Here is a 12875-nt window from a genome sequence, read left to right as displayed (position 1 = left end):
AATATATTATTTAAGTAGGTGATATTATGGCAGTTTTTGATAAAGAAGCAACTCATTACGATTCATGGTACAAAACAAAACTTGGAAGCTTTGTCGATCAAGTTGAAAGTGATTGTGCTATGAGTTTATTTGAAGTAAAAAAAGATAGTAAAATATTAGATATAGGTTGTGGTACAGGTAATTTTAGTATTAGACTTGCACAGGCAGGTGCAAAAGTTGTTGCAATAGATATATCTGATGAAATGTTGAGCATAGCTAAACAAAAAGCTGAAGATTTAAATTTAGACATAGAGTTTTATAATATGGATGTTTATAATCTAAAATTCACAGAAAATACATTTGATGGTGTTTTTTCATCAGCAGCTTTTGAGTTTATTAAAGAACCATCAAAGGCTATGGATGAAATTTTCAGAGTTGTAAAAAAGGATAGCAGCATACTTATTGGCACTATTAATAGAGAAAGTGAATGGGGTAAACTGTATTTATCAGATGAATTTCAAAAGAATTCAATTTTTAAACATTCTTGCTTAAAATCAAAAGATGACTTAAGAGAACTGAGACCAGAGAATTTAGTAGCTATAAAAGAATGCTTATTTATACCTCCTTATGCAAAAGAAGATGATATAAGCTTAGAAAAAGAAATTGAATTATCTAAAAATGAAAGTGGGGGCTTTTTATGTGCTCTATGGAAAAAATAGCAACATGCCAAATTAGTTTCACTCCAATTGTGAGTACTAATTACATTGAAGATATTAACAAGGTTCTAGACATAATTAAATCATATGAAGTTGATTATAACGTTGGAATGATGTCAACGACAATTAAAGGTAACAAAGAAACTCTACTAAAAATAATAAATCAAATATTCAATACTATGTATGAGGTTTGCAGCTTTACAATGGATGTTAAGCTGTCAAACGTATGTGGTTGTAATAATTAAAGTTTTGATTTAGAACAAAACCTTCTAATATTTATGGTTCTGATTAATAACATGTTAGAGCAATACTAGTAACTAAAGAATCATGAATTGGGATAGTCCCCCATTCATGATTCTTAATGGTATTATTACATAGTTTTAATTGTCGGAATATTTTTTTTCATTGTAATCCATTTCATTGTATACTTTTTTTATTTCATTTAAAAATTCACTATCTACTTCGTACCAACTTTTTCTATAATTTATCCTATTCCCAGCAAAAGTAATAGAATTAGTAATTTTATTAGTACTATTATAGATTCTTATTACATAATTCCATCCATTTATATCCTCTGATTCGAGTTTTTTATTATATTCAATATTATTCAACTTTTCTGTAATCTTTTTTATATCTTTAGCCTCAGTAATATTTTTTTTCATTGGTCCATTTTGAATTTCAATTTTTGATATGTCAGTAATAGAATTAATATTTAATATAGTTGTATCTTTATTTTTACACCCATATAAATTACAACATAAAAATAAAGTAAATAGAAGAACAATACTTTTTTTCAAATTTTACACCTTCAATATTTACGAATTATATTATACAAAATAAGTTAATAAAATTCTAAAAACTAATAAAATAACATAATATTTTTTCATATTTTTATTTATTTTTTATATACAACATTAAATCCAGATTATTCAAAAAAATTAAATACTATGAGCAGAGAACTAAAATCTATGATTTTATGTGAATCGCTTACTCATTCATTGAATGGGTTTCATTAATAAAGTTATTCTGATTAGAAGATGTCCATTAAATCCTCGACATACCAACTCGGTATGCCTTCGTATTCACTGAAAACTTCTAATTCAAAAACTTGCAGCATATTATGGGGCGTTATAATGAATAATCAGGGTTAAAAATAAAAGTATAGCAATGGTTATGTTTTTTGAAAAATAATATAAATTGCCAACAATAATAAACAAACCTAAATAATTAATTATTATTCTATTTGATAAACCATATAAATATGCACCCGAATATGTAATTAGCATAAAAATAATACTCATGATAAATGTAGTTATAGAATGTATTCCTTTTAACCTTCCTAAAATGGTACAAATAATGCTAAAAATACATATGAAACAACTATGAAATATTAATCCTTTTTTAGTAAAAGGTTGCATGTTATATCTCCTTTTTTTGTTCATTAACATTTATCAAAACAAATTCCTTGTATATAACATTTTTCTAGATTTACTTCTTACGAAATAAATCTGTAATACTTAGCACTTGTTAATGTACCATTTTTTTTATTTTATGTCAATTATTTTATTTTATTGTTTAACATTTCCTTTATTCGGTGATAGGACTTTGTTTTGTTATACAAACCATCCAGCTATATTCGGAATTTTCACCTACCTTATAGACTACACCAATGCTGGGTACAATAAAAAACTAGATTCTAAAGAATCTAGTTTTTTATGATACTATTTGAAAACCTCTACCACTTATAATCTTCCAATTCATTTTTTTTATCTCTTAACATAAGCTCATCAACAGCATTTTTAACATTTTTACCTTCGTACAAAACTTTATATATTGCATCACTTATAGGCAACTCCACATTATATTTTTCAGATAATTGATGAGCTGATTTAGCAGTTTTTACACCTTCAACTACCATCCCTATAGATTCTACAGCTTCGTCCAAGTTCATACCTTCACCAATCTTTATACCTGCACGCCTGTTTCTGCTGTGCATACTTGTGCATGTTACTATTAAATCTCCTATACCTGAAAGTCCTGTAAAAGTATATCTATTAGCACCCATCTTTACGCCTAATCTAGTTATCTCAGCTATACCTCTGTTCATCAATGCAGCTTTTGTATTATCTCCGTAACCTAATCCGTCTGAAATACCTGCTCCTAAAGCCACTACATTTTTAATAGAACCACCAAGTTCAACACCTATTACATCAGAGCTCGAATACACTCTAAATGTAGGTGCCATAAAAGTTTCTTGAACATACTCTGTTACTTGCTTGTCATTTGATGCTGCAACTACAGCTGTTGGCATATTTTTAGCAACTTCTTCAGCATGTGAAGGACCTGATAAAATAGCATATTTATAATCAGTCAATTCCTCATTGACTATCTCTGATATTCTCATTAGTGAATCATTTTCAATTCCTTTAGCAACATTTACTATTACTTGATCTTTCCTTATATTTGTTTTTATTTTTTTAACTGTTTCTCTAACAGCATGTGATGGTACAGCTAATAGGACTATATCCTTTTCATAAACAGCTTTTATAATATCGTTAGTAACGTTAATACCTTCTGGTAAATGTACGTCTGGTAAATATTTGTTATTCAATCTAGTATTATTTATAATCTTAACTTGTTCATTATTCCTAATCCATAAATCAACATTTAAGCCCTTGTTAGCTAACAATATACTGAGAGCAGTACCCCAGCTTCCACCACCTATAACGCCTATACTAGTATTCATTTTTCTCCCCCAATCAATTTATTTTGCTTTCTGTCCTATTTTTGATTCGGTTCCATTTAGTAGCCTTTTAATATTGCTAGAATGTCTAAATACAGCCATAATAGCTAATATTATAGTAAATAAAAAGAATCTTAAATCAAATGGTCTATGAAGTATTAATCCTGATATTGGTACAGTTATCGCACTAATTATTGACCCTAAGGATACATATCTTGTTTTTAATACAATTAAAACAAAAGCTAGTAGTGCTATTAATGCAATAATTGGATTTATTGCTACCAAAACTCCAAACGAAGCTGCTATTCCTTTACCACCTTTAAATTTTAATAATACTGGCCAATTATGACCTATAGCAACAAATATACCTCCTATGTACATACCCATATCATTACCAAGTATATACTTACCTAACATTACAGCAGCTATTCCTTTAAGAAAGTCTAATAAAAACGCTATCGCACCTATTTTTTTACCAAATACTCTTAATGCATTTGTTGCGCCCGCATTACCGCTTCCATAATTTCTAATATCAGTTTTTCTGAGTATTTTACCTAAGATAAAGGATGTACAAAAATTGCCTAACAAATATGATAAAACTATAGCCAAAATTATGTTTTCGATAACTATCTCCCCCTCTTTTCTCTAATTTCAAATCTTATAGGAGTTCCTTCAAAACCAAAATTTTCTCTAATTTTATTTTCTAAATACCTTGTATATGAAAAATGCATAAGCTCTTTATCGTTAACGAATATTGTAAATTTAGGAGGCTTTACACTTGCTTGTGTTCCATAATAAATTTTTAACCTTCTTCCTTTGTCAGATGGAGGCTGATTCATTAAAATCGCTTCCCCTATGATATCATTTAATACACCAGTTTTTATTCTCATAGCATGATTATTAGATACAATTTTAATATTCTCTATAATTTTATTAACTCTCTTTCCTGTTAATGCAGAAATAGTTATTATAGGTGCATATTGCATGAAACTTAAGCCATTTTTTACTTCATTTTCAAACTCTAAATAGGTCTTATCACCTTTATCTATTAAGTCCCATTTATTAACAAGAATTATTGATGCCTTTCCATTTTCATGAGCATATCCAGCAACTTTTTTATCTTGTTCTGTTAAGCCCTCTGAAGCATCAATTACTATCAAACATACATCAGATCTTTCAATTGCAGTTAATGATCTTACAACACTATAACGTTCGATGTTTTCGTCTATCCTCTTTTTCTTTCTAAGACCTGCTGTATCAATAAATACAAATTTGTCATCTCCAACATTAAATGGTGTATCTATAGCATCTCTTGTAGTACCAGGAATATCACTAACTATAACTCTCTCTTCACCTAATATTTTATTTATAAGAGATGATTTACCTGCATTTGGTTTACCAATTACTGCTACTTTTATTACATCTTCATCATATTCAGTGTCCTTATCTTCAGGAAAATGTTTAATTACTTCGTCTAGCATGTCTCCGATACCGTATCCATGACTCGCAGATATAGATATTGGATCACCAATTCCTAATTCATAAAACTCATATATACTATCAGGAGTTTTGTGTGTATCTACTTTATTAGTAATAAGTAATATTTCCTTCTTTGATCTTCTAAGCATTGTAGCTACTTCTCTATCCGTAGCTGTAAGCCCCTCCATACCATCAACCATAAACAAAATAACATCAGCAGTCTCAATTGCTATTTCAGCCTGTCTTCTCATTTGTGATAATATGATATCTTCAGAAGAAGGTTCAATTCCTCCAGTATCTATTAATGTATAATACTTATTTAACCATTCTCCTTCAGCATAAATCCTATCTCTAGTAACTCCCGGTTTATCTTCAACAATTGCTATTCTACTTCCAGCTAACCTATTAAATAATGTGGATTTACCAACATTAGGTCTTCCTACTATTGCTACTATTGGTCTACTCATTTCTTCACCTCTCCATATTTACAAATAATTCAACAAAATTTTTCCCTCTATTATCACTTAAATAAACTTTAGTATTTAAAGCATCTTCCACATCCTTAATTGTAATATCATCTAAAAATACATCTTCTCCACTTCGTAACATTGACTTAGTTATTAATAGACCATTACCTATGTTTTTATCTTTTAATTGTTCTATTAAATCAGTACCTGTTATTAAACCTGTCACAGTTATACTTTCTCCAAAATATTTATTCTTTATTTCAATAACTTCAATATTTAAATTTGAAATCTTGTCTATAACTTGTTTTGAAAGACTTTTCATGAAATCATATGCTAAGACACCTGTTGCAATTGTATATTTTTTAGGTATTAAATATTCTAATTCTACTTTTTCTAATTCATTGGTGACTTCTTCCTTTAGTCTTCTCATCAATCCAATACCATTTTCTATTTGTGGAAAGCCCTCATATTCATCATACTCAGGTATTTCTCTACCATCTAATATATAAAATTCATCAGAAGCAAATACAAATCTACTCCCTACTTCTTTTAAAAATTCTTTTTGTTTTTTTTCAATATAATCCAAAAACTCACGAGAAGATTCTTTATCAAAAGTCCCTAAGTCAAATAATCCTTCTCTAAATTTAGTTAATCCAACAGGTACTATAGCAACACTAGATATATTAGGATAAAAATCAAATAAATCATTTATAGTTCTATCTAAACGTTCACCATCATTTATTCCAGGACATAATACTATTTGACAATTCATATCAATATTAGCTTCATTTAATTTTCTCAATCTATCATATATATTACCAGCATTTTTATTATTCAACATTTTTACTCTTAACTCTGGATCAGTAGTATGTACTGATATATTAATCGGACTAATTCTATATTTTACTATTCTATCGATTTCTTCATCACTCATGTTAGTCAATGTTATAAAATTGCCTTGTAAGAATGATAATCTAGAATCATCGTCTTTAAAATACAGTGTCTTCCTCATACCTTTTGGTAGCTGATCTATAAAACAAAATATACACTTATTTCTACAGCTTTTTGCCCTATCTATTAGTGGATTAGTAAATTCTATACCAATATCCTCATCATAATCTTTTTCAATTTCAAGTTCCCATATTTCTTCGTTTTGCTTTAGAATTTCAACAACAATATAATCATCAGAAATATTGAATTTATAGTCTATAATATCTTTTATTTCGTTTCCATTTATAGATAATATTATATCACCTGTTTCAATTCCCATCTCCTCAGCAATACTATCTTTTTTAACGTTCTCTATAACATTTTGTGTATTAAATTCTCTTAATTCCATATTTTATTTTCCTCTTTAATAATTAGATTATATTCATTAGTCTACCATAAACCCTCAAGTTATATTATCATTTAATCATACTAAAATCAAGTTTGTATTGACCATAACTATTGATGTAAATACTATTTTATAATGTTTTTATAATTTTAACAATAAATTTATATCAAACACTATAATTATTTCCTTATTTCTTTAATAGAACGCAAAAAAACATAAAGCTAACTAGCTTCATGTTTTTTCGCGAATATATATCACTAAGCTGGATTTATGCCTGCCTCATCAAAAGTAATCATTTCTTTATTCATATATGTAGCTGCTTCAATTATTCCAAAGGCTAGTGCTGCTCCGCTTCCTTCTCCTAATCGCATATCCATATCTATAACATAGGTTTAAAATCTAAAAGCTCTGATGCAAGTTTAGCACCCTTTTCATTGGATTTATGTGAAGGTATTAAGTAACCTTTTACATTAGGCTCTAAAATACATGCAATTATAAAAAACCCTGAAATTTCAATTTTAATCAATTATAATTACTCTAACGTAAATATATCAACATACACTACTGTACATAAAATTAATACAACCATATTCGGTCATCTTCATAAAAACGAAATTCTGCAAAACCATTATCTCTAGCAGTATAATAATTTATTCTTTTATTTAAAGTAAGTACTATTTTAGTGCTTTTTTCTTCTTCAATTATTTTAATATCTTTTATACAGTAATTTAGTTTCATTAGCTTTTTAATGTTATCTATATCTGATATCTTTGTACTATTTATTTTTATTATAAAATTTTTATTGTCATCATAACTAGTCGTTATAGTAGGTAAATGATCCCAATAAGCATCATTATCAGGTACAAACCCTAATTGTAATCCATCTAATGTGACCCTAAATTCTGTTAAATCATAGTTAACTAAACTTTCCCCAAACCCAATAGACTTTTTTAAAGGGAAAAATGTTTGTCTATTTATACTTTCAAATTCAAATTCACCATCACTATTAATTATTTTTTTACAATGAGTTTGATATGGCGGTGATTTGTAAACACATTCAGTACTTTTTCCTGTCATATTGAATATAATATAATTTTTATTAACAAATTTACATGAATCAACATAACCCAATCCAGTTTGTAATTCATATTTTTCTCCAGTTTTTAAATCGCACAGGACAAAAAGACTATGTGCTAGTTTTTGTTTGATTTCAACTAAAACTATATGATTGTTATATGATTTGTAAATTAATACTTTATCAATTTGTTCACCAAAACAATCTCTGTATTCTTTTTCAACTTGTTTTAATAAATCTTCTTTACTTATTTTAAAATCATCATTATTCTGCATTACTTCTTGATTGTTATTATTCTGGCATCCTGATAATAAGCAGATAATAACTATAGTAAAAATAATTGTTGTAGCTATTTTCTGTAACATAATGTTCTCTCCTTAATTTGATACATTAATTAACAATATGTAACTAGACAAATAAAAACATTAGTTTCTTGTATTATAATGTATTTTTTTAAATTTTAACATTATTAATTAAAACAGTCAATTCCATATGTAATATATAATATTTATATGTAAAGCAATAATTAAAAACCTGATTATTCATATAACTTTGAATAATCAGGCTTAATTATTTCTACTAAATTTATATTGAATTTTAGTTAATATCTCCATCATAAGTCTATAAATACTTAACCAATACCACTAAAACTAGTTCATCACAAATAAAACTCTAAGCTGGATTTATGCCTGCCTCATCAAAAGTAATCATTTCTTTATTCATATATGTAGTTGCTTCTATTATTCCAAAGGCTAGTGCTGCTCCGCTTCCTTCTCCTAATCGCATATCCATATCTAACATAGGTTTGAAATCTAAAAGCTCTGATGCAAGCTTCGCACCCTTTTCATTAGATTTATGAGAAGGTATTAAGTAACCTTTTACATTAGGCTCTAAAGTACATGCAATTATAGCTGCTGCTGTTGAAATAAATCCATCTACAACTACTGGTATACTATTAGCCGCTCCTGCTAGCATTACACCTGCCATGCCACCTATTTCAAAACCGCCAACTTTTGCTAATACATCTATTGCATCCTTAGGATCTGGCTTGTTAACCTCTATAGCAGTTTTTATTACTTCCATTTTATTAGCCAACTTTTCTTTCGGTAAATTTGCTCCAACTCCTGTAACTTCTTCAGGACTATATCCTCCTATAACACATAATATTGCAGTACTAGGTGTGGTATTACCTATTCCCATTTCGCCTGTGCCAAGAATGTTCTTTCCCTTATTAATTTCATTAATAGCCATTTCTATACCTATTTCTAAAGATTTTATTGCTTCATCTCTGCTCATGGCAGGTCCTTTTTTTAAATTACTAGTTCCCTTTCTAATTTTCCTATTAATAACCTTTGGATTATCCATATCCTGTTTAATTCCAATATCAACAACTACTAATTCAGCCTCAGCATATTTACCCAACGCTCCTACTCCCGTTAAACCTTTGGTAAAATTATTTGTTTGCATAACTGTTACACATTGGTCACAGGAAGCTATTCCTTCTTCACAAACTCCATGATCTGCTGACATAATTATAATAGATTTATTGTCAACCTTAGGATGTAATTGACCTGTTATACCAGATAATTGTATTGCAATGTCTTCTAGTTTTCCCATACTTCCTTTTGGCTTTATTAAGTTATCTACTCTTATTCTTGCTTCTTCCATAGCTTTATTATCTAATGGTTTGATTTTTTTTAATGTTTCTTCTAATATTTTCATGATAATTCCTCCTTTTTTCATGTAGGTTTTTTAGGAGAAAAAAAGTTCATGACTCATTTGAACACATCAAATAAACCATGAACTTTGCCATTATTCACAAATATAAAGTTACTATAGGCAGGTCTCCTGACTCGGTTTCACAGCTCTGTAAATCTTCCCAGAATATCCAGTGATATATTTTACATTGCTCCGCCTTACAGTGGTGGGACCGTTGAAGATTTTCACTTCATTCCCTATTCTCCTTATTATTAAGGCACCTACATAACTAATCCCAGATTATTCAAAGTTATGCGAATAATCAGGGATAATTTTTATTTTTATTAATTTTAAGTATACAACAATTATGTCCGCACTGCAACTAATATATAGAATTTCTATTACATATATCTAATACTTGCTTTTCTATTAGTTTAATATCTTTTTTATCCATTAATGTGTCATCTATGATTTGAGCAACTTCTACCATGTCATCTTCTTTAAGTCCTCTAGTAGTGACAGCTGGAGTACCTATTCTAAGACCACTTGTTACAAAAGGACTTTGTGGATCAAAAGGTATAGTATTTTTGTTTGTTGTAACTTTTACAGCTTCTAATTTCTTCTCAGCTTCTTTACCTGTTAAGTTTTTATTTCTTAAGTCTATTAATATTAGATGATTGTCAGTTCCATTAGTAACTAATTTATATCCTCTGTTAATTAATTCTTTACCTAGAACTTCAGCATTTTTTACAACTTGCTTTTGATACTCTACAAAATCAGGTTGTAAAGCTTCTTTGAAGCTTATTGCTTTTGCTGCTATAACATGCATTAACGGTCCACCTTGAATACCAGGGAATATTGCTTTGTTAATTTGTTTTGCATATTTCTCTTTACATAATATTGCTCCACCTCTAGGACCTCTTAATGTTTTGTGAGTTGTAGTTGTAACAAAATCAGCATATGGAACTGGACTTGGATGTAATCCAGCAGCTACTAAACCTGCTATATGAGCCATATCTACCATTAGATATGCTCCTACTTCATCAGCTATCTCTTTAAATTTTTTGAAATCTATTATTCTTGGATACGCACTAGTACCAGCAACTATAAGCTTTGGTCTTTCTTTCTTTGCTAAATCTCTTATTTGATCATAATTTAATCTCTCTGTCTCTTTATCTACTCCATAAGCAACAAAATCAAAAAACGCACCCGACATATTTACAGGACTACCATGTGTTAAATGCCCACCATGACTAAGATTCATACCTAAGACTTTATCTCCAGGCTTTAAGATTGAAAAATATACTCCGAAATTTGCATTTGAACCCGAATGAGGTTGAACATTAGCATGTTCTGCCCCAAATAACTCTTTTAATCTATTAATTGCAATAGTTTCAACTTTATCAACAAATTCACAACCGCCATAATACCTTTTATTTGGATAACCTTCTGCATACTTATTAGTAAAATGACTACCCATAACTTCCATAACAGTTTCTGATACAAGATTTTCAGACGCAATTAATTCCAAACCATTTTTTTGACGATTTATCTCGTCAGTTAAAGCATTCATAATATCTGGGTCATAATTAGCTACTCTCTTAAAATTCATAAGCAGTTCCTCCTTAACATTTGTTTTGTTCTTATTTTTAGTAGTATTCATCCAATATAAATTATAACATTTTATGATTCATTATTATTGAAATTATGCCTTTTGTTAACAAAGTTTAACATATTTAATAATATTCCTAAGTTGTTTTGTATTCAAAGTCCCTGAAGTACGATATATCTCACATCCATTATTGAAAAAAATAACTGTTGGTACAGTAATAATTTCAAAATTCTTTACTAAATCTTTATTTTTAATAAAATCGACTTTATATAAGTCAAAATCTTTCTGTTCATCTACTATCTTTGATAATTCAACAATTGTTTCTAAACTAGGTTTATAATTAGAAGAAAAAAAACATATTACAGCAATTTTGTCTGATTTAAATATGATATCATCAAGTCTTTTTATATCTAAATCATTTACCAAAAACACACCCCCCTAAATTTTTTGCCTTCTATGTCTTCCTACCTATTACTAGCTAATATGTCCAATAATTTCAATCATCTTAAATTCTATTTTATCAGCCGCTTTTTTATCAATATATTTTAATATAAAATAAGAAAGTCCTAAGAATAACAACCCTATTAACATACTATAAGATTCATAATTACTATATCCCGATTTTTTCAAAAAATATGCGCTAACAGCTATTGCCGAGAGCATCAAAATCATTGGTATTAAATATACTATAAAAGCATATTTAAGTATTTTTTTGCTTTCTGTTTTTATTTCTACGTAATCCCCTTGTTTTGCATTAAGAATATTTTTTATTTTCACTCTTATTGCTGGAACATCACAAGAACCTCCACAATCAGCACAATTATGACCACATGCTGATACTCTCCTAACATCTATAATAGCAAAATCATCATTTACATCAAAAACATGGCCTATTTGCTTCATCTTTTACTCACCTAACCTTTTCAATAAATCTATTTATTCTCTATTTTAGCTAAATCTTTTACTACTTCAGATGCAATAATTAGTCCTGCACAAGATGGTACAAAAGAGATACTTGCCGGAACTGGTCTTGAATTATCTTGTGGTATATATTCATCTCGTTTAATAGGTACTTCTTTTGAATACACTACCTTCAAAGATTCTATATTTCTTTTTCTTAATTCTCTTCTCATAACTCTTGCTAATGGACAAATTGACGTATCATAAATATCTCCAACTTCAAGCATTGTTGGATTTATCTTATTCCCTGTTCCCATACTACTTATAATAGGTATATTCATCTTTTTACATAATTCTATTAAATGAATCTTAGATGATACCATATCTATAGCATCAACTACATAATCAAGCTCATTATTCATAATTTTATCAGAACTATCTTTGTTAAATACCTCTGCATATGATTTAACTTGTATATCTGGATTTATATCTTTTATTCTATCTCTAATAACATCAACCTTTAACTTATTTACTGTACTATTTAACGCAATAATTTGTCTATTTATATTTGATATACTAACCGTATCAAAATCTACTAATACAAGTTTACCTATACCACATCTAGCTAATGCTTCTGTCACAAAACCTCCAACACCGCCTATACCAAAAACGGCAACTGTAGAGTTTTTAAGTCTTTCTAATGCCTCTTTACCTATTAACATCTCAGTTCTAATAAAACTTTCTTCCATATTCTCCACCTCGTATAAATACATGACTACTTTTAACATTGAATAATAAGCTAATACATCTATATGAAAAATTTTAGCCTAATAATATAATATACAAAACAAATAAAAATTACAAATATTA

At 28.6% G+C, this 12875-nt stretch carries 15 protein-coding genes and 1 riboswitch; of the genes, 2 read left to right on the top strand and 13 right to left on the bottom strand.

Annotated elements, in window-relative coordinates; genetic code table 11:
* Nucleotides 1-26: 26 nt before the first annotated feature.
* Together AYC61_RS12510 and AYC61_RS12505 are read left to right on the top strand one after the other, a co-directional pair.
* A complete protein-coding gene (locus AYC61_RS12510; RefSeq protein ID WP_066502838.1) occupies nucleotides 27-698 on the top strand; it encodes a class I SAM-dependent methyltransferase in 672 nt (223 codons plus the stop codon).
* A complete protein-coding gene (locus AYC61_RS12505; RefSeq protein ID WP_162265464.1) occupies nucleotides 686-940 on the top strand; it encodes a YkoF family thiamine/hydroxymethylpyrimidine-binding protein in 255 nt (84 codons plus the stop codon). Before AYC61_RS12510 ends, AYC61_RS12505 begins: the two co-directional genes overlap by 13 nt.
* A gap of 135 nt (nucleotides 941-1075) precedes the next feature.
* Here the strand turns inward: AYC61_RS12505 and AYC61_RS12500 are convergent, their stop codons facing one another.
* From AYC61_RS12500 to AYC61_RS12445, 13 genes are all read right to left on the bottom strand, one after another.
* Complete coding sequence (locus AYC61_RS12500) at nucleotides 1076-1492, bottom strand: hypothetical protein (protein WP_066502835.1); 417 nt, start codon at nucleotides 1490-1492, stop codon at nucleotides 1076-1078.
* A 938-nt stretch (nucleotides 1493-2430) separates the two neighbouring features.
* The gene (locus AYC61_RS12490) at nucleotides 2431-3441 is read right to left on the bottom strand and encodes an NAD(P)H-dependent glycerol-3-phosphate dehydrogenase (RefSeq protein WP_066502831.1); all 1011 of its coding nucleotides are present in this window, start codon (nucleotides 3439-3441) and stop codon (nucleotides 2431-2433) included.
* Nucleotides 3442-3459: 18 nt separating this feature from the next.
* Nucleotides 3460-4047 carry a glycerol-3-phosphate 1-O-acyltransferase PlsY gene (plsY, locus tag AYC61_RS12485; RefSeq protein ID WP_242866790.1) on the bottom strand — a complete coding sequence of 196 codons (588 nt, stop codon included), beginning with the start codon at nucleotides 4045-4047 and terminating at the stop codon, nucleotides 3460-3462.
* A gap of 17 nt (nucleotides 4048-4064) precedes the next feature.
* Entirely contained in the window at nucleotides 4065-5384 is a 1320-nt protein-coding gene (gene der, locus AYC61_RS12480) for a ribosome biogenesis GTPase Der (RefSeq protein ID WP_066502821.1), read from the bottom strand.
* Nucleotides 5385-5388: 4 nt separating this feature from the next.
* Nucleotides 5389-6723: a DUF512 domain-containing protein gene (locus AYC61_RS12475; RefSeq protein ID WP_066502820.1), complete on the bottom strand. Its 1335-nt coding sequence runs from the start codon at nucleotides 6721-6723 to the stop codon at nucleotides 5389-5391.
* A 254-nt stretch (nucleotides 6724-6977) separates the two neighbouring features.
* Entirely contained in the window at nucleotides 6978-7097 is a 120-nt protein-coding gene (locus AYC61_RS22070; protein ID WP_275935246.1) for a nicotinate-nucleotide--dimethylbenzimidazole phosphoribosyltransferase, read from the bottom strand.
* 2 nt (nucleotides 7098-7099) lie between these two features.
* Nucleotides 7100-7246: a nicotinate-nucleotide--dimethylbenzimidazole phosphoribosyltransferase gene (locus AYC61_RS22065; RefSeq protein ID WP_275935245.1), complete on the bottom strand. Its 147-nt coding sequence runs from the start codon at nucleotides 7244-7246 to the stop codon at nucleotides 7100-7102.
* Nucleotides 7247-7296: 50 nt separating this feature from the next.
* A complete protein-coding gene (locus AYC61_RS12470; protein WP_066502818.1) occupies nucleotides 7297-8160 on the bottom strand; it encodes a hypothetical protein in 864 nt (287 codons plus the stop codon).
* A 307-nt stretch (nucleotides 8161-8467) separates the two neighbouring features.
* Nucleotides 8468-9517, bottom strand: a complete 1050-nt coding sequence (gene cobT, locus AYC61_RS12465; RefSeq protein WP_066502816.1) for a nicotinate-nucleotide--dimethylbenzimidazole phosphoribosyltransferase — start codon at nucleotides 9515-9517, stop codon at nucleotides 8468-8470.
* A 99-nt stretch (nucleotides 9518-9616) separates the two neighbouring features.
* Nucleotides 9617-9792: riboswitch (cobalamin riboswitch) on the bottom strand.
* 83 nt (nucleotides 9793-9875) lie between these two features.
* Nucleotides 9876-11105: a serine hydroxymethyltransferase gene (locus tag AYC61_RS12460; protein WP_066502814.1), complete on the bottom strand. Its 1230-nt coding sequence runs from the start codon at nucleotides 11103-11105 to the stop codon at nucleotides 9876-9878.
* Between the two features lie 105 nt (nucleotides 11106-11210).
* On the bottom strand, nucleotides 11211-11531 hold the full coding sequence (locus AYC61_RS12455; protein WP_066502805.1) for a thioredoxin family protein: 321 nt from the start codon (nucleotides 11529-11531) through the stop codon (nucleotides 11211-11213).
* Nucleotides 11532-11579: 48 nt separating this feature from the next.
* Nucleotides 11580-12008 carry a SoxR reducing system RseC family protein gene (locus AYC61_RS12450; protein WP_066502801.1) on the bottom strand — a complete coding sequence of 143 codons (429 nt, stop codon included), beginning with the start codon at nucleotides 12006-12008 and terminating at the stop codon, nucleotides 11580-11582.
* 29 nt (nucleotides 12009-12037) lie between these two features.
* Nucleotides 12038-12754 carry a tRNA threonylcarbamoyladenosine dehydratase gene (locus tag AYC61_RS12445; protein WP_066502799.1) on the bottom strand — a complete coding sequence of 239 codons (717 nt, stop codon included), beginning with the start codon at nucleotides 12752-12754 and terminating at the stop codon, nucleotides 12038-12040.
* Between the last annotated feature and the right edge of the window lie 121 nt (nucleotides 12755-12875).

This window comes from Abyssisolibacter fermentans (assembly GCF_001559865.1).
In the GTDB taxonomy this organism is placed as follows: Bacteria; Bacillota; Clostridia; order Tissierellales; family MCWD3; genus Abyssisolibacter; species Abyssisolibacter fermentans.
This window is presented reverse-complemented; position numbering and strand designations above follow the sequence as displayed.